This window comes from Sphingomonas sp. (genome assembly GCF_050725575.1).
In the GTDB taxonomy this organism is placed as follows: Bacteria; Pseudomonadota; Alphaproteobacteria; order Sphingomonadales; family Sphingomonadaceae; genus Sphingomonas.
This window is the reverse complement of the sequence record NZ_JBOHHW010000001.1, coordinates 17,187-35,043: the sequence shown is the minus strand read 5'-3', so window position 1 is coordinate 35,043 and position 17,857 is coordinate 17,187. Positions and strand designations below refer to the sequence as shown.

General features: G+C 66.3%; 15 protein-coding genes. 4 read left to right on the top strand and 11 right to left on the bottom strand.

Going from position 1 to position 17,857, the window contains the following annotated elements:
• Window positions 1-45: 45 nt before the first annotated feature.
• Window positions 46-2,568 (bottom strand): ABC transporter permease, encoded by a 2,523-nt coding sequence (locus ACRECS_RS00155; protein WP_431580925.1) that lies wholly within the window; start codon window positions 2,566-2,568, stop codon window positions 46-48.
• On the bottom strand, window positions 2,565-3,263 hold the full coding sequence (locus tag ACRECS_RS00150; RefSeq protein ID WP_431580924.1) for an ABC transporter ATP-binding protein: 699 nt from the start codon (window positions 3,261-3,263) through the stop codon (window positions 2,565-2,567). The genes ACRECS_RS00155 and ACRECS_RS00150 overlap by 4 nt, the downstream gene beginning before the upstream one ends.
• Before the next feature lie 41 nt (window positions 3,264-3,304).
• Between ACRECS_RS00150 and ACRECS_RS00145 the strand changes: the two genes are divergently transcribed.
• Complete coding sequence (locus ACRECS_RS00145; RefSeq protein ID WP_431580923.1) at window positions 3,305-4,027, top strand: arylesterase; 723 nt, start codon at window positions 3,305-3,307, stop codon at window positions 4,025-4,027.
• Window positions 4,028-4,040: 13 nt separating this feature from the next.
• Here ACRECS_RS00145 and ACRECS_RS00140 read toward each other — a convergent pair whose 3' ends face one another.
• Window positions 4,041-5,174: a hypothetical protein gene (locus ACRECS_RS00140; RefSeq protein ID WP_431580922.1), complete on the bottom strand. Its 1,134-nt coding sequence runs from the start codon at window positions 5,172-5,174 to the stop codon at window positions 4,041-4,043.
• A gap of 741 nt (window positions 5,175-5,915) precedes the next feature.
• On the opposite strand from ACRECS_RS00140, the gene ACRECS_RS00135 reads away from it, so the two are divergent.
• Window positions 5,916-6,233, top strand: coding sequence for a hypothetical protein (locus ACRECS_RS00135; RefSeq protein WP_431580921.1), 318 nt, complete (start codon window positions 5,916-5,918; stop codon window positions 6,231-6,233).
• 34 nt (window positions 6,234-6,267) lie between these two features.
• Complete coding sequence (locus ACRECS_RS00130; protein ID WP_431580920.1) at window positions 6,268-8,289, top strand: hypothetical protein; 2,022 nt, start codon at window positions 6,268-6,270, stop codon at window positions 8,287-8,289.
• 211 nt (window positions 8,290-8,500) lie between these two features.
• On the opposite strand, the gene ACRECS_RS00125 is transcribed toward ACRECS_RS00130, so the two are convergent.
• Window positions 8,501-9,274: a class II aldolase/adducin family protein gene (locus tag ACRECS_RS00125; protein WP_431580919.1), complete on the bottom strand. Its 774-nt coding sequence runs from the start codon at window positions 9,272-9,274 to the stop codon at window positions 8,501-8,503.
• Between the two features lie 138 nt (window positions 9,275-9,412).
• Here ACRECS_RS00125 and ACRECS_RS00120 point away from each other — a divergent pair, with 138 nt between their 5' ends.
• Window positions 9,413-10,081 carry a Crp/Fnr family transcriptional regulator gene (locus ACRECS_RS00120; protein WP_431580918.1) on the top strand — a complete coding sequence of 223 codons (669 nt, stop codon included), beginning with the start codon at window positions 9,413-9,415 and terminating at the stop codon, window positions 10,079-10,081.
• Here the strand turns inward: ACRECS_RS00120 and ACRECS_RS00115 are convergent, their stop codons facing one another.
• Genes ACRECS_RS00115 through kynA form a run of 7 tightly spaced genes read right to left on the bottom strand, consistent with a single transcriptional unit; the run spans window position 10,082 to window position 17,857 of the window.
• Window positions 10,082-10,486 (bottom strand): RidA family protein, encoded by a 405-nt coding sequence (locus tag ACRECS_RS00115; RefSeq protein ID WP_431580917.1) that lies wholly within the window; start codon window positions 10,484-10,486, stop codon window positions 10,082-10,084.
• 2 nt (window positions 10,487-10,488) lie between these two features.
• Entirely contained in the window at window positions 10,489-11,298 is an 810-nt protein-coding gene (locus tag ACRECS_RS00110) for an enoyl-CoA hydratase family protein (RefSeq protein ID WP_431580916.1), read from the bottom strand.
• Window positions 11,295-12,056 (bottom strand): SDR family NAD(P)-dependent oxidoreductase, encoded by a 762-nt coding sequence (locus tag ACRECS_RS00105; protein WP_431580915.1) that lies wholly within the window; start codon window positions 12,054-12,056, stop codon window positions 11,295-11,297. The genes ACRECS_RS00110 and ACRECS_RS00105 overlap by 4 nt, the downstream gene beginning before the upstream one ends.
• Window positions 12,053-14,356: a bifunctional salicylyl-CoA 5-hydroxylase/oxidoreductase gene (locus tag ACRECS_RS00100; RefSeq protein ID WP_431580914.1), complete on the bottom strand. Its 2,304-nt coding sequence runs from the start codon at window positions 14,354-14,356 to the stop codon at window positions 12,053-12,055. The genes ACRECS_RS00105 and ACRECS_RS00100 overlap by 4 nt, the downstream gene beginning before the upstream one ends.
• Complete coding sequence (locus tag ACRECS_RS00095; RefSeq protein WP_431580913.1) at window positions 14,353-15,837, bottom strand: benzoate-CoA ligase family protein; 1,485 nt, start codon at window positions 15,835-15,837, stop codon at window positions 14,353-14,355. Before ACRECS_RS00095 ends, ACRECS_RS00100 begins: the two co-directional genes overlap by 4 nt.
• The gene (gene kynU / locus ACRECS_RS00090; protein ID WP_431580912.1) at window positions 15,834-17,069 is read right to left on the bottom strand and encodes a kynureninase; all 1,236 of its coding nucleotides are present in this window, start codon (window positions 17,067-17,069) and stop codon (window positions 15,834-15,836) included. Before kynU ends, ACRECS_RS00095 begins: the two co-directional genes overlap by 4 nt.
• A complete protein-coding gene (kynA, locus tag ACRECS_RS00085) occupies window positions 17,066-17,857 on the bottom strand; it encodes a tryptophan 2,3-dioxygenase (protein WP_431580911.1) in 792 nt (263 codons plus the stop codon). Before kynA ends, kynU begins: the two co-directional genes overlap by 4 nt.

Sequence of the window (17,857 nt, the reverse complement as noted above, 5' to 3'; positions counted from 1 at the left end):
GCAGTGGACCCCGGAACAAGTCCGGGGTGACGGTGGAATGCTGCCCTAAAGCTCCCGCAACGCCCGCGCTGGCCGTACCCCAAGGATCGGCCACGCCCCGGCCAGCCCGAGCGCCATTACGCTCGCCACCCCGGCAACCAGCGTCACCGCAACCGCGCCATAATCGGGCAGCCAGGCGAACTCGAACAATTCGACCACGACATACCAGGCGCCGCCGAGTCCAAGCAGTAATGCCAGCACCGCCAGCGCCGCGCCGAGAAAGGCGTATTCGATCGCCTGGCTCGCCAGCACCTGCATCCGTGTCGCGCCGAGCGTACGCAGGATGACGCTGTCATAGGTCCTGACCTCGCGCGCGGCGGCGATCGCGCCGACCAGCACCGCAATCCCGGCGAGCACCGCGACGGACGTCGCAGCGGTGATCGCGGCGGCCATTTGAGTCACCAGGTCGCGCACCTGAGTCAGCACGGCGCCGACCTCGATCACCGATACCGAGGGGAAGGGGGCGAGTAATGCGCGCATCACTGCGCTCTCCCGCCCGGCCGGCAAGTCGATCGTCGCGGCGAGATTGTGCGGCGCATCGGCGATCGCATTGGGCGAGAACACCATCACATAGTTGAAACCGAGCGTGTCCCAGTTGATCCGCCGGAACGACGCGATCCGCGCACTGCGCTCGACCCCGAGCAGACTGTAGCTGATCGGATCGCCGATCTTCAGGCTGAGCGCCTGCGCCAGCCGCTCGTCGATCGAGACTAAAGGCGGCCCGGCATAATGCGCTGGCCACCAGCGCCCGGCGGTCAGCGCGCTGCCCTCAGGCAAGGTCGCGGCATAGGTCAGCCCGCGCTCGCCGCGCAGCGCCCAGGCGCCGTCGGGAATGGTCTTGAGATCGGCGACGCGCGTGGTGCCATAGCCGGTGATCGTCCCGCGCAGCGCTGGTACAGTGGCGATCCCCGCGTGCGGTTCGACCGTGGTGACGATGCGGCGGAACTCGGCCTCGCGGTCGCGCGGCACATCCAGCGCGAACAGCGCCGGTGCGCGCTTCGGCACGGTCTGCGCGATATTGGCGTCGATGCTGGTGCGGATCGCCGCCAGCAGCACGAACAGCGTCAGTCCCAGCCCAAGTGCCACGACCAGCGCGCCGGTCCGTGCGCCCGGACGGTGCAGCGCGGCAATCGCCAGCCGCAGCAAGGGCCGCCGCGCGCGGGGCACTGCCGCCGCGCCCCGGCGTACCACCCAACCGAACCCGGCCAGCACCAGCAACACCCCGGCCATCGCGGCGAGGAATCCGGCGGTCAGCCAGGGCTGCTCCGCCGACCACAGGGCCAGCGCGACGATCGCCGCGCCCGCGCCCCCCATCCAGGGCAGGGTCCGGCGCAGCGGTGCGGTGCGCTCATCGAACACGCCGCGCAACAGCCCCGCCGCCGGTACGCTGCCCGCCGCGACCAGTGGCGGTGCGGTAAAGGCCAGCGCGATCAGCATGCCATAGGCCGCGGCCAGCAGAAGCGGCAGCCACTCGACCGAGAAGCGTGGCGCGACCGGCAGGACATCACCGGCCAGCGTTACGATCAATGGTACGGCGCCGACCCCGACCACCAGTCCGGCAAGGATCCCGACCGCCGCGACCACGCCGATCTGCAGCACATAGATGCGTGCGATCATGCCCGATGTCGCGCCGAGCACTTTCAGCGCGGCGATGCCCCCGCGCCGTGCGGCGAGGTAAGAGGAGACACCGTTGCCGACGCCGATCCCGGCAATCACCAGCGCGGACAGCGCCACCAGCATCAGGAACTGTCCCATCCGCTCGACAAAGCGTGCGGCGCCCGGTGCGGCGCGATCACGCGTCTTGGCTTCCCAGCCGGCGACCGGGAACCGCGCCTTGAACGCCGCCAATGCGGCCGGGGCCTGTCCACCGTCGCGCATCTTTACGCGGTACTTGCTCTCATACATGCTGCCCGGCTGGATCAGTCCCGCGCGCGCCATGCCCGCTTGCGAGACGATCGCCACCGGGCCCAGCGTGAATCCCTCGCCCAGCCGGTCAGGCTCATCGGCGATGATTCCGCCGATCGTAAAACGCGCCGATCCCAGCTTGAAACTGTCGCCGGCCTTCGCGCCGAGCCGGTCGGCCAGGGCGGGCGCGATCCACACTGTGTCCGCTCCGGGCGCGCGAACCACGCGCCCGCCCTGCAGCGTCAATTGCCCGTAAAGCGGATAGGCCGCATCAACCGATTTCAGCTCGACCGGCACGATCAGCGGCGTGGCCTCGCTCCCGCCGACTGCGGTCGCCTGCATCCGCGCGGTTTCCGACACCGTGCCGATCGCCGCCATCGCCGCGCGCTCAGCCGGGTCGGCGCCGCGCTGCGAAATGGCGAACTCGACATCGCCGCCCAGGATCACGCCGCCGCGCGTCGCCAGCTCGCGGTCGATCGCCTGAGTGAGGCTGCCGATCGCCGCGAGCGCGCCAACGCCAAGGAACAGGCAGGCAAGCAACAACCGCAACCCGCGAAACTTCAGGTCGATCTCGCGCCGCGCCAGCCGCCACGCCGTCCGCCAGTCATTCCCGGAGTCACTCATCGCACACGGTCCGCGACGATCCGCCCATCGGCCAGCTCGACGATCCGGTCGCAGCGCGCGGCCAGCGTCGCGTCATGCGTGATCACCACCAGTGTCACGCCCGCCGCGGCCTGGCGTTCGAACAGCAGATCCATCACCGCCGCACCGGTGGCGGTGTCGAGATTGCCGGTCGGCTCGTCGGCGAACACCAGATCGGGGCGTGGTCCGAGCGCGCGGGCGATCGCCACGCGCTGCTGCTCGCCGCCCGACAATTGCGCCGGATAATGGTCGAGCCGGTGGCCGAGCCCGACCGCTTCCAGCTCGGCATCGGCGCGCGCAAAGGCATCGGTCATTCCGGCCAGCTCCATCGGCACCGCGACATTTTCGCGCGCTGTCATCGTCGGCAGCAAGTGAAAGGCTTGCAGCACGATGCCGATCCGCCCGCGCCGCGCCCGCGCCAATGCATCCTCGTCGAGCGTGCCGAATTCCAGCCCCGCCACAGCGACGCTGCCCGAGCTGGCGCGTTCGAGCCCCGACAGGATCGCCATCAGCGACGATTTGCCCGACCCCGACGGCCCAAGCAGCGCAAGGCTGGTGCCGCGCGCCACGTCCAGGTCAATGCCGCGCAGGATCACGGTCGGCGCGGCGGCAGCACCCAGTGTCAGCGTGACTCCGCGCGCGGCGATCACCATATCGTCGGGAGACGTGTTGGGCATGTCAGGGAAACCTGGCTGGGAAGTTGATGAAGGCGGGAAGTATGACAGGAAGACGCGGATATGGGGCGGGACTGCTGCTTCTCCAAGCACTGCTGCTCACAAGCTGCGGTCCGCAGCCGATTGCGGTGACCAACACCACGGCCGCCGCGACGCCGGACGCACCCGCGCCGGCGATCATTACGCCAGTCGCTGGCCCCGAACGCAGCGTGCTGGCGTTCGGCGACAGCCTTTATGCCGGTTACGGTCTGGCGCGCGGCCAGAGCCTGCCCGACGCGATCCAGGCACGGCTTCGCGCGCAGGGCCTGAATGCGCTGATCGTCAATGCCGGCGTCTCCGGCGACACGACGGCGGCAGGCCGCCAGCGGCTGTCCTTCGCGCTCGATAATCTGAAGCGCAAACCCGATCTGGTCCTGCTCGGTCTTGGCGGCAATGACGTGCTGCGCCAGATCACCCCGGCCGAAACCCGCGCCAATCTCGCCGCGATGCTGGGTGAACTGCGTGATCGGAAAATCCCGGTCATCCTGACCGGGATGCGCGCACCGCCCAATCTCGGCGCCGATTATGTCGCGGCGTTCGACCGCATCTTTCCCGATCTGGCGAAGGACTATGGCGCGACGCTCTACCCCTTCATCCTCGATGGGGTGATCGGCAACCGCAGCCTGATGCAGGCCGACAGCATCCACCCCAACATCACCGGCGTCGCCCGTATCGCCGACCGGCTGGCGCCGGTCGTGGCGGAACGGCTGAAGGAAGGCGAACTGTAGGTATTCACTCTCGCTAGAAGTGCGGCTCGACTCGCTGAATGCGACACATCACTCGGGAGCCGCCTTTCGGGCGGAGACCAAGCAGAATGGCTGTTGGCCGCTCGTCGAGGCTGGTCGGGCTCGCGAGAAAATAGAGCCGACCTTTGATGCGCTCCGGAACGAAATGCACATACCGGGGGCTGACTCGAGGATAAATATTCCGGCTTCCGCCTATGAGTCGAGTCCATCCACGTGCTTCGCCAAGGGCAAGGACGTCCGGATTGGTGCCGGGAAAATCAATCTGCGGCAGGAGCTTTGCGGTGCTTGTACCCTGCGGCAACACCAAGACGACATCGCCGTCGAAAAAATGATTCTCGCCGTGCCACAGAAGTAGTCGCCGTCGCACTCCCGGCGCGATGTCTATGTCAGCCTGTCGGATATCGGACTTTGGGAATGATTGAGCGCGAGCGGTGAGGTCCCACGCGAACGGCGCGCTCTCATGTCCGGAAAGTGCGTAGCTGAAAGCGACATCGTCGAGCATCTTGGCGCGCATCGCTTTGAGATACTGGCGGCAAAAACCGTTCGGCGCCTCACCCGAGGTTGCCAATAACGTCCCCACCTTCCTCTTTCGGCCGTTTGCCGGATATTCGGTGGTATCGACCCGATATTTTTTATCCAGCCGGAACGGTTCGTCGGTGCATAGTTGCGGGCCCTCGTCCTGTGCGCGACACCAGGTCAGGCGGTTCGGCCGAACGACAAGCGCGGTAATTTGCAGCTGATTCTCCGCATCATAGTGAGGCTTCCACTCCTTCGCCGAAAAGATATGCCGGCGCTCGATCCACAAACTGAAAAAGGCCGGAGGATCCGCTCCCCCGGCTCCATATGCAAAAGCTTGCTTCTGCCCGTCCCGCAACCGCAAGCGCCATCCGTTCGGGAGCCTGCAGTTGGTGCGGTTGCTCGCCCTGGATTGCGATAGTCCGCCGTCGATCCGGTGTGGGAGAGTGCGGAATGTCGTCGAGCCACCGCCGCTCCATGCCCCGCCGAAACGGATAACCGCCACATTGTCGTGCCGGCTGCAGACGATATCGGCTTGAGGAGTCCAATAATCGGCCTTCGCCGCCGATGCGGTGGTAAATGCCAGGGCAGCAACCAGGTAGCGCCAGAACATAGGAGATTTCCCTCTCTCAGGGAGATTGCTGCGCTCTCGCTAAAATAAAATGTATGACAGCATTTTTTGCGCGCGGGCATCAAGCGTCAGGTTTCCAATCTTGCATGAATTCACTGATTCAACCCAACGCCCAATCATGCCACCACCACTCGCAAGCGCGACCCTGACCGGTCGTGCTCGCCGCTCTTTCTACTGTGAAAACATCCGAACCACCGGCGACCTGTTCGCCGGGAACGGGACCTGTTTCGCCACCTGTTATGCGACAGCAGGTCGGAATCGGTGAAAATTGGTTTGAAAAGCCGGGCGCAACCGGCCTCGGACGATCATCCCCAACGCCGAAAAGTCCCGCTGCTGTTCCGCCCGGAACAGCGCTGTTTTCCACGCTGTTAAGTGCTGTTCCGATGCTGTTATTCAACAACAGCATAGCGGGGTATCAAGTCATTGAACCACAAAGGGAATTTTCCACCCGAAATCCAACTTAACAGCAGCGGAAAAATTCGGACGAATAACAGCATAAAACAGCACGGCGCATCGACTATTCTGCCGCGCTTTCCCGGCAATTGCATCCGGATCCGATCTTGTTGGCCAACATTGCTTTACTCGGCACTGCGCGGGACGCATCCTCAGATCCGGAAACGGACGTATGCCGGAGTCGCCGCCGCTTCTTGCCAGGGGCCCGCCCGTGACGGCCGGTCGCCTGTGATGCGTTATCGATAACGAGCGGCGACCGGGGAGATAGTCATGTCCGTATTGAACAGCAGGAACTGGAAGGCGATCGAGAGCAGCGATCTGGTCGGATCGGCTTACCTGCTCACCGTTCTGGGTGAGATCGAGGTGTCTCAGATCAACGAGACGCCGATACTGAAACCGGCCGTACCGCAGGGCATCAACCCGAAGATCTTGCTTCTCGACCTGTCGACCCAAACCACCGGCGATGTCGGCGGCGATGCGACCAAATGGACGCCTGCCACATATTCGCAGCCGGTCTCGGCGGGGGAGTATGTCACGGTCGATATCGTCGGCCAGGCGAGCGTACCGGTGGAGCGCGTGCTGTCCTGAAGAGCGCCGCGCCGATCAGTCAAAGGGGGAAATGATGAGCGAACCGATCCAGAAGGGCGTCGACGCCTTCTTCACGTCACCGGTCGTGCGCAGCGCGCAAGATTCGGTTTTCGCGGCACTTCCGGGGGATGCGCCGCCGCCGGCCGGCCGCGCCTTCTCCGTTTTCGTTGCCGAGGATATGGAGGCGGCGATCGCGGTCGCCGACCGCATGGCGCGCGCGGCGGCCGAGGCGCTCGCGCGCGACGGCAGCGACAATGACGCGGTGGCGGCCGCCTTCGCGCTGGCGACCGATCTGCGGGGAAACTATCCGGAAGGACTGGTCGATCACGCCGCCAAGCTGTTCCTCACCCATGACCACGCCGCGCGCAACGTCCGCATTCCCAACCTGATGTCCCGCATGACGGTCAATCTCACCAGCCCGCTGGCGGGAGGGACGGGGACGCTGCCGGCGCTCGGCGGCACGACCGGGTCGGCGGACGAGGACAAGATCAACTGGTTCCGCGAAGACCCGCTCGCCAACGAACATCACGAACATTGGCATCTCGTCTATGTCCGCTTCGACAGCCCCGGCTTTTCGATCCGCCCGCGCCACGGCGAGCTGTTCTTCTACATGCATCAACAGATGCTGGCGCGCTACGACGCGGAACGGCTCGGCGCCGGCCTCGACCCGGTCGAACCGTTCGACGATTATGATGCCAGTATTGGCGTCGGCTATGATCCGGGCGGGCTGGCGATCGGCGGCGTGACCTATCTGTCGCGCCCTGCCAACGGCAAATGGGCGCAGCTTGCCCTGATCAACAATTACGCGCCGGCCGATCATGCACAGCGCCGCGATCGACTCAGGGATGCCGCCGCCACGCTGAAACTGGCGGTGCCGGGCGGAGCGTCGCTGGTGCTGGACGGCGCACCGGGCAGCGATGCGCTTGGCCATGCCGATGAAAGCAGCGGCAAGAGCATCAGCGGCGCGGGCTACAACAGCTTTTACGGCAATCATCACGGCTTCGGCCATGTCTTCACCGCCGCCCTGTCCGACCAGGCGACTTATGAAGGCGGCGTGATGTACAACCCCGCCGCGGCGATCCGCGATCCCTTCTTCTGGCGCTGGCACCGCCATGTCGACGACATCAACTTCGCCTATCAGGAAAAATTGCCCGCCAACGACTTCGCCGCCGCGCCGGATGTGGCATTCGGCGGTGGCGACGATGCCGGGCTGATCATCCTCGACAGCGCATTGTTCCGCAACGCCGCCGCCGGGCTTGGCGCGACGGTCGACCAGCTCGCCGAGGGGTTGTTCGGCGGCCAGCGCTTCAACCAGAATGCGGCGCAGGGCACGATCGGCCAGATCAACGGCCAGCCGCTCCAGGTCACGATGCACGATACGATCGAGACCGAGCTGCGCCACGGCATTTTCCAGCTCAACACCGATCAGCAGGTCGAGGAACAGCCGCGCTTCACCTATCCCTATCTGTGGCATCCATCGTACCATTTTGCGGTCCGGCTGCGCTCGACCGCGGCGGCTGAGCAGCTGGTGACGGTGCGCCTGTTCCTGTGCCCGGCCTTTGCGGTCGATGGGGTAGCGGACGGCTCGCTCAACAATCGCCGGCTGTGGATCGAACTCGACAAGTTCGCCGCACCGATCGCACCGGGCGAGGAAAAGGTCCTGGCTCGCGCCGATACCGATTCGACCCTGGTGCGCCGCCCGGTTACTGCGCTCCACGCCAATCCCGATGTCGTGCGCGACCTGCATTTCGACCAGCAGGGCGATGACCATCCCGACGCCGCGGCGTGCGAATGCGGCTGGCCCTATCATCTGCTTTATCCGCGCGGCACCAAATCCGGGATGCGCTTCGCGCTGCTCGCGGTGGTGACCAAGGACGATGCGTTGATCAAACAGGGCCAATGCGGCTCGATGAGTTTCTGTGCGGTGACCGACGAATATCCCGACGCCAAGCCGATGGGCTATCCCTTCGACCGCCCGCTGGCTGTGCCGCTCGCTGATCTGGTCGCACAGAACCCGTCACTGGCGCTGCGCTTCATCACCATCAAGGAACGGTGAGGGCCGGGCGGAGAGCTCGGCCGCTGCCGTTTTTCGGCCGTAGCCACAAAGGCTGCGTCACCCCGGACTTGTTCCGGGGTCCACCGTGCAGCGCGAAATGGCATGTGCGGCTCATGCTGCCCAGTGGACCCCGGAGCAAGTCCGGGGTGACGGTGGGGCTTATGTTACGACCAACCTCGCATAGGTCCGGAAGGTCGAGCTCGGAACAGCCTCAGTCGCGATAACCCGGATTGACCCGGTCGAGCTTGCGCAGCAGTGCCGGCCAGGCGAGCAGGTCAGACAGCATGCGCATGCCCGGCCCGGTGGACTGATCCTTGACCTTCTCCGCCACGCCCTGTTCCGGATTGTTGAGATTGTCGCGGCCCGCGCTCAGCATCAGGATCTGCGCTTCGCACGCGCGCTCCAGGAAATACATCCGGATGAACGCCTGCGGGATCGACTCGCCAACTGTCAGCGTACCGTGGTTGCGCAGGATCATCGCATTCTTGGTGCCGAGATCGGCGACCAGCCGCTCGCGCTCCTCCAGGTCAGTCGCGATGCCTTCGAAGTCGTGATAGGCGACGTCGTGCTGCGCGATCATCGCGGTCTGGGTGTGCGGCAACAGGCCGAACGCCATTGCCGATACCGCCTGGCCGTGCGGGGTGTGAAGATGGAGCACCGCGGTCGCGTCTTCGCGCGCGGCATGGATCGCGGAATGGATGACGAAGCCGGCCTGGTTCACCGGCGCGAGCGAATCGCCGACCTTGTTGCCGTCCAGGTCGATCTTGACCAGCGCCGACGCGGTCATTTCCTCGAACATGTGCGAATAGGGATTGATCAGGAAATGATGCTCGGGTCCCGGCACGCGCGCCGACAAATGCGTGAAGATCAGGTCGTCCCAGCCGAACATCGCGACCAGCCGGTAGGCAGCGGCGAGATCGACCCGCAATGCCCATTCCGCATCGCTGATCTGGTCGCGGGGGGTGATCATCTGTGCGGTCGCCATTGTCTCTCTCCTAATCGTTGCGCTCGTTCGGCACGCCGGGCTTGCCGGATCGCCGCGTCGGAACCGAGGCTAGCATGAGTCGCCGGAATAGAGTGTCGCCTGCTTGACAATCTCGATCGATGAGCAATGCTGGCGGGCATGACGATCGCTGAATTTCCCCTGCTGGAGAGCGATGACTGGTTCGGCGCGCTGCCGGCCGCGCGCCGGCGGCTGATCGTGGAGCAGGCACGGGTGCGGACTGTGGCGACCGGGGAGCTGGTCTATGCCGCGGACGATCCGCCCAATGGCCTTTGGGCGGTGCTGGAGGGGCAGGTACGGCTGATCGGACATCTGGCGAGCGGCGTCGACCTGCTCGCGCTGATCCTCCGTCCCGGCACCTGGTTCGGCGAGCTCTCCACCATGGATGGCCGGCCGCGCCCGCACGATGCGATCGCCTATGGTTCGACGCGGCTGCTGCATCTCTCGCAGCCGGTGTTCAACCGGCTGGCGGCGGACGAGCCCGGCTTGTACCGCGACATCGGCCTGCTGGTCTGCGCGCATCAGCGCACAGCGCTTGCCTTTATCGCACAGGGCCTGTCGCAATCGGTCACCACCCGGCTCGCGCGGACCTTGCTGCAGGGGGCGGAGGTGTCGGGCAGCGATGTGCTCAACATACGCCAGTCCGATCTCGCCGGCACGATCGGCGTGTCGCGCCAGACGCTCAACAAGGAGCTGCAGCGGCTGTCCCGCGCCGGGCTGATCGATCTCGCCTATGCCCGCATCACGCTGCGCGACCGCAAGGGGCTGGCGGCGATCGGCGACGATTGATCAGCGTGGCGGGAGGACTGCGGTCGCCTCGATCTCGATCTTCGCTGCGGCTTCCATCAGTGCGGTCACCGTAACCACTGCCATCGCCGGGTAGTTGCGCCCCATCTGCTCGCGCCAGATCGCGCCGATCTCCGCCTGCGCGGCGAGATAGGCGTCGCGGTCAGTGATGTACCAGGTCAGGCGGACGATATGCTCGGGGCCCGCACCGGCAACGGCGAGGATCGCACGGATGTTGCTGAGCACCTGGCGGAACTGGCCGGGCAGATCATCGGCAACGATCCTTTCCTGCTCGTCCCAGCCGATCACGCCGCCGGTGAAGATCATGCGCCCTTCGGCCAGGATGCCGTTGGCATAGCCCTTGGGGCGCGGCCAGCCTTCGGGCAGCAGGGTGTGGTGAAGCGTCATGCTCAATTACCCTCGAACACCGGCACGCTCCTGGCGGCGAAGGCGTCATAGGCGCGGGTGAAGTCGGCGGTCTGCATGCAGATCGCCTGGGCCTGCGCTTCCATCTCGATCGCCACATCGAGGCTCACCGCCCATTCCGCATTGAGCTGAGTCTTGGTCATGCCGTGCGCGAAATTGGGCCCGTCGGCGAGGCTCCGTGCCAGCGTGGTCGCATCGGCGAGCAGCGCATCGGGATCGACCAGCCGGTTGTGAAAGCCCCAGCGTTCGCCTTCTTCCGCGCTCATCGTCCGACCGGTAAAGAGCAGTTCCGACGCGCGGCCCTGGCCGATCAGCCGCGGCAGGATCGCACAGGCGCCCATGTCGCACCCGGCCAGCCCGACGCGGGTGAACAGGAAGGCGGTCTTTGCGCGCGGCGTCGCGATCCGGATGTCGGACGCCATCGCCATGATCGCGCCGGCGCCGGCGCAGACCCCGTCGATCGCGGCGATCACGGGCTGCGGGCAGGCGCGCATTGCCTTGACCAGGTCGCCGGTCATCCGCGTGAAGCGCAGCAGGCCTGGCATGTCCATCTTCGTCAGCGGCCCGATGATCTCATGCACATCGCCGCCCGAACAGAAATTGCCACCCGCCCCGGTGACGATCACCGCCTTCACCTCGGGCGCATCGGCAAGCGCGCGGAACAGGTCGCGCAGTTCGGCATAGGAGTCGAACGTCAGCGGGTTCTTGCGCTCCGGCCGCGACAAGGTGATCGTCGCGACGCCGTGGTCATACTGCCAGGCGAAATGCTCGGGTGCATAGCTCTCGGGTGTCATGCGGCTTCCCCTCCCGCGACGATGATGGACTGGCCGGTGATCGACCCGCTGTCGGGATGGCATAGCCAGGCGACGCTGTTGGCGACTTCGCGCGGCTCGATCAGCCGGCCCTGCGGATTGAAGCGCGCCAGCTCGGCGCGCGCCGTCTCTGCGCTGCGCCCGGTCTTGGCGACGATGCCGGCGACGGCGCCCGCGACCAGGTCGGTGTCGGTGAAACCGGGGCACACCGCGTTGACCGTGATCGCGCTGCTCGCCAGCTCCGCCGCGAGCGCGCGGGTGAAGCCGATCGCGCCGTGCTTCGCCGCGCAATAGGCGCTGGTATAGGCATAGCCCTTGACCCCGGCGGTGCTGGCGATGGTCACGATCCGGCCCATCGGTGCGGCCTTCAGGTCAGTGAGCGCGGCCTGAGTGCAGATATGCAGCGAGTCGAGATTGACCGCGATCATCGCGCGCCAGTCGGCAAGCGAAGTGCGCGCGAACGGCGCGCTCGACGCGGCGCCGGCATTGTTGATCAGGATCGCGACCGGGCCATGCGCTGCGCGAGCGCGCTCGAACGCTGCGGCGACCGCATCTGGATCGGTCACGTCGGCCGGTGCGACCATTGCCCCGAGCGGGGCGGCGACCGCACGCAGCGGTTCGATCCGCCGGCCGATCAGGGTCAGCATTGCGCCCTCGGCGGCGAGCCGCTGCGCGATCGCTGCACCGATCCCGGTGCCGCCGCCGGTCACCACCGCATGAAGCCCGGCAAGCGATGTCATGCCTTATATCCTTCCGCCTGCTCGGCAGCGCGCTTCAGGTTGCGGGTCAGCTGCATCTGCCCCGGAAGATAGGGCGCGGGCACGGCCACGTCGCGATAATCGAAAGCAGCGGCAGCGTGGAGCGTCCAATAGGGATCGGCGAGATGCGGCCGGGCAAGCGCGACCAGATCGGCGCGGCCGGCGGTCAGGATGGCGTTGACATGGTCGGGTTCGAAGATGTTGCCGACCGCCATCGTCGCGAGCTTCGCCTCGTTGCGGATCTTGTCGGCAAAGGGCGTCTGGAACATGCGGCCATAGACCGGGTTCGCCTCGGCCCAGGTCTGGCCGGCCGACACGTCGATCAGGTCGGTACCGGCCTGTGCAAAGGCACGCGCGATCTCGACCGCGTCGTCCGGAGTGATCCCGGCATCGGCCATCCAGTCGGTCGCCGAGATGCGTACCGACATCGGCCGCTCTACGGGCCAGACGTCGCGCATCGCCGCGAACACTTCAAGCGGATAGCGCAGCCGGTTGGCGAGGCTGCCGCCATACTCGTCGCCGCGGCGGTTGTGCAGCGGGGTGATGAAGCCCGACAGCAGATAGCCATGCGCGGCGTGCAGCTCGATCATGTCGAACCCCGCCTCGACCGCCATGCGCGTCGCCGCAACGAACTGGTCGCGGACCCGGTCCATATCCTCGCGGGCCATCGCACGCGGCTGCGCATTGCCCGGGGTCCAGGCGATATCGGCTGCGGCGATCAGCGGCCAGTTATCCTGTTCGAGCGGCTGATCCATTCCCTCCCAGCCGCGCCGGGTCGAACCCTTCGCGCCGGAATGGCCAAGCTGCAGGCAGATCCGCGCCGCGCTGTTGGCGTGGACGAAGTCAGTGATGCGCCGCCAGCCCGTCACATGCTCCGGCGCATACATGCCGGTGCAGCCGGGCGTGATGCGCCCTTCCGGCGAGACGCAGGTCATCTCGGTAAAGACCAGCCCCGCGCCGCCCTGTGCCCGTGCGCCGTAATGGACGAGGTGGAAGTCGGTCGGCGCCGCGTCCGGCGCGGCCGAATAGGTCGCCATCGGCGACACCACCACGCGGTTGGCAAGACTCATCCCGCGCAGGCGGAACGGCGCGAACATCGGCGGCACTGCGCGCGTCGTCGGGTTGCCTGCCTCGGTATGGAACCAGCGCTCGACGCCCTCCAGCCAGTTACGGTCGCGCAAGCGCAAATTCTCGTGACTGACGCGCTGCGAGCGGGTGAGCAGCGAATAGGCGAACTGGATCGGTGCGAAGTCGAGATAGCGACCCAGCGTCTCGAACCATTCGGTCGAATTGCGCGCGCTGTTCTGCAGCTTCAGCACTTCGACCGATCGCTCCGCCTGATATTCGGCCAGTGCATCGTCGCGCGACAAGCCGGGACGGCTGAGCACCTCGGCAAGCTTGATCGCATCCTCCAGCGCAAGCTTGGTGCCCGAGCCGATCGAGAAATGCGCGGTGTGCGCCGCATCGCCGAGCAGGATGAGGTTGCGATAAGCCCAGCGCTCGCACAAAATGCGGCGGAAATTGAGCCATAAGGCCGCGCCGCGCAGATGCGCTGCATTCGACATCAGCGGATTGCCGCCAAGGTGCTGCGCGAAGATTGCCTCGAGCCGCGCGATCGTCTCGTCCTGCGTCATGCGGTCGAAGCCCAGCGCGGCCCAGGTGTCGGGTGCGCATTCGACGATGAAAGTCGAGGTCGCATCGTCGAACCGATAGGCATGCGCCCAGATCCAGCCCGCCTCGGTCCGCTCGAAGGCGAAGGTGAAGGCCGGGAAGTCCTGCCGCGTGCCGAGCCACATGAACTTGTTCGGGCGGGTGTCGATATCGACGCCGAACTGCTCCTCATAGCGGTCGCGCATCCGGCTGTTCACGCCGTCGGCGGCGATGACGAGGTCATAGCCGGCCCAGGCGTGGAGATCGCTGTCGGCCTCATGCTCGAAATGCAGCCGCACGCCGAGGTCGCGGGCGCGATCCTGCAGAATGGCGAGGAGATGCTTGCGGCCGATACCGATGAAACCATGCCCGCCGGATCGGATCGTCTCACCCTTGATATGGACTGCGATATCGTCCCAATGCGCAAAGGCGTCGCTGACCAGCGCGGCGCTGACCGGATCATTGGCGGTCAAATTGGCGAGCGTCTGGTCGGAAAAGACCACGCCCCAGCCGAACGTGTCCCCGGCGCGGTTGCGTTCGAACAGGTCGATCTCGCAGGCCGGGTCGCGCCGCTTCATCGAGATGGCGAAATACAGCCCGGCCGGGCCGCCGCCGAGACAGGCGATCTTCATGCGCGGTTCCCGTCGAGCGCCCATTGGCGCAGCCTGAAGCGTTCGATCTTGCCGGTCGCGGTCTTGGGCAGGGCATCGACCAGCAGGATGCGGCGCGGATATTTATAGCCGGCAAGCAGCGCCTTGGCATGCGCCTTGAGCGTCTCGCAGTCGCACGTCGCGCCGGGCGCGGGAACGACGAACGCGACCGGCTTGATCAGTCCGTCGGGGTCGGGCGCGCCCACCACCGCAACGTCGCCGACCGAAGCGTGTGCGGCAAGCGCCGCCTCGATCTCGAACGGCGAGACATAGATGCCGGCGACCTTGAGCAGATCGTCGCCGCGGCCATGATAGACGAAGCGACCCGCCGCATCGCGGTGGAACCGGTCGCCGGTCCTGACCCAGCCATCGACGAACACCGCCGCATCCTTGTCGGGCTTGTTCCAGTAACCAAGCGCGCGGGTCGGGCCGCGCACGAACAGCTCGCCGGTCTCACCCGCCGCTACCGGCCCGCCGTCTTCGCCGCGCAGGTCGAGCGTGTAGCCGGCGACCGGACGGCCGGTGGTGCCGGGCTCGATCTCGCCTGGGCGGTTGGCGAGGAAGATGTGCAGCATCTCGGTCGAGCCCATGCCGTCGACGATCGGTACGCCGACCCGCACCTGCCAGCGGCGGCACAGTTCGGCGGGGAGCGCTTCGCCGGCCGAGACGCAGAGCCGCAGCCGCTCGGTCGCTGCCGGCGGTATCTCATCCTGGCCGAGCAGCGCGGCGTAGAAAGTCGGCACGCTGTAGAGGATGGTCGGGCGGTATTCGGCGAGGCGCGCCAGTACTGCCGCCGCAGTCGGCCGCTCCGCCATCAGGATCGCGGTCGCGCCGTGCCACAGCGGAAACAGCACCGAATTGCCGAAGCCATAGCCGAAGAACATCTTCGAGACCGAGAAGGTGACATCCCGCTCGGACAGCGCCAGCACTTCTTCGACGAACAGGGCCGGGGCTGCGATCATCGCGGCGTGCGAATGCATCGTGCCCTTGGGCTGGCCGGTCGTGCCCGAGGAATATTGCCACAGGCAGACATCGCCGGGCTCGACCGGTACGGGCCGCTCGACCGGCGTTGCATCGGGCAGCTCGCCGATCACCATCGTATCGGGCACCGCCAGCCCGTCGAAGCGCGGCAGGGCGGTGGGGGAGACGAGCAGCACGCCGGCGCCGCTATCGTCGAGCAGATAGCGATAATCTGTGGCGGTGAGCTGCGGATTGACCATCACCGGAACCACCCCGGCCCAGATCGCCCCGAGACAGGCGGCGACAAAGTCGATGCTGTCCTCCGCGCAGAGCATCATCCGCGTGCCGGGTGCAACGCCGCGGTCGTGCAGCACACCGGCGAAGCGGCGTACGCGCTCGGCAAGCTCGGCATGAGTGCAAGCGCCGCGATCGTCGATCAGCGCGACGGCGTGCGGCCGGTCGCGATTGCGCTCAAGCAGGGCGGCGGCGGCGTTGCGGGTCATGTGACCGCCGCGCGGACATGGAAATCTGGCTGGTCCCAGCTGCCAGACGCAAGAATATCGTGCAGCATGTCGACTGCGTGCCAGACATCGCAGTAGCTGGTGTAGAGCGGGGTGAAGCCGAAGCGCAGCGCATCGGGCGCGCGGAAATCGCCGATCACACCGCGCGCGATCAGCGCCTGCATCACTGGCCAGGCATTCGCGTGGCGGAGCGAGACATGGCTGCCGCGCACCGCCGCATCGCGCGTGGTGAGCAGGCCGAGCCCGAGTCCGGCGCAGCGATCCTCGACCAGGTCGATAAAGGCCGAGCACAGGGCCTGCCCCTTGGCGAACAAGGCTGGGCGATCGACCGAGAGAAACAGGTCGATGCCTTCCTCCAGCGCGGCGATGCCGAGGATCGGCGGCGTGCCGCACAGGAAGCGGCGAATGCCGTCACCGGGCGCGTATTCGTCGCTGAACTCGAACGGTGCGGCATGGCCCATCCAGCCCGAAAGCGGCGAGCGCAGCACTGCCTGGTGACGCTCGGCGACGAACAGAAAGGCCGGCGCGCCAGGGCCGCCATTGAGATATTTATAGCCGCAACCGACCGCGAGATCGGCATTGGCGGCGTTGAGATCGACCGGCACCGCGCCGGCGCTGTGGCTCAGATCCCACAATATCAGCGCGCCCTTCGCCTGTGCCGCGCGCGTGACCGTGTCCATGTCGAAGCGCGCGCCGCTCTGGTAATGGACGTGCGTGAGCATGACCACCGCGACGCTTTCGTCGATCGCATCGATGATCCGGTCGCGCGGCACGGTGCGCAGCTCGCAATCGGGCAGGGTCGCGGCGACCCCTTGCGCGACGTAAAGATCGGTCGGGAAATTGCCCGGCTCGGACAGGATCACGCGCCGGCCGGATTGCGCCTGCACTGCTGCGACGAGCAGCTTGTAGAGATTGACCGAGGTCGAATCCGCCACCAGCACTTCATGCGGTGCGGCGCCGATGATCCGGGCGATCTTGCCGCCCAGCCGCGCCGGCGCGCCGATCCAGTCCGCCTTGTTCCAGCTGCGGATCAGGCCCTTGCCCCATTCCTCGCGCACCGTCGCGGCAAGGCGCGCCGCGGTGGCATGCGGCAGCGCACCGAGCGAATTGCCGTCAAGATAGGTTTCGCCCGGCGGCAGGTCGAACGCGTCACGCAGCGCGGCGAACGGATCGGCGGCGTCGCGCCGCTGCATCTCCTCCAGCGTCAGGGTCATAGCCGGGTGCGCACGCTGAGCAGTTCGGGGAAGAAGCTCTTCTCCAGCACCTTGGCAAGATAATGCACGCCCGCCGTGCCGCCGGTGCCGGTCTTGAAGCCGATTACCCGCTCGACCGTCTTGAGATGGCCGAAGCGCCAAAGCTGGACGTGATATTCGATATCGACGAGCTTTTCGGCGAGTTCGTACAGATCCCAATATTCCTCGGGACTGGCATAGACCTGCGCCCAGGCGCGCTCGACCTCAGTCGAGGGGGCATAGGCCTGAGTGAAGTCGCGGTTCAACTGGTCGGCAGGGATCGCGAAGCCGCGCCGCGCGAGCAGCCGTAGTGCCTCGTCATACAGGCTCGGCGCTTCCAGTGCGGCGCGCAGGGCGGCGTGAATCTCGGGCTCGTCGACATGGAGTTCGACCATCGCCGCATCCTTGTTGCCAAGGATGAATTCCATTTCGCGATACTGATCGGACTGGAAGCCGGAGCTGGTGCCGAGCCGGTCGCGCATCCGGGTATAATCGGCCGGGGTCATGGTCGCGAGAACTTCCCAGCTCTGGATCATCTGCGCCTGGATGCGTGCGACGCGCGACATCATCTTGAAAGCGGGGCGCAGATCGTCGGCGACGACATGCTCGCGCGCGGCGCGCAGTTCGTGCAGCGCAAGCTTGAGCCAGATTTCCGACGCCTGGTGGATCGAGATGAACAGCAGCTCGTCATGCGCCTCCGACAGAGGCGACTGGCAGGCGAGCAGTTCGGGCAGGCGCAGATAGCTGCGATAAGTGATGGTCTTGCTCAT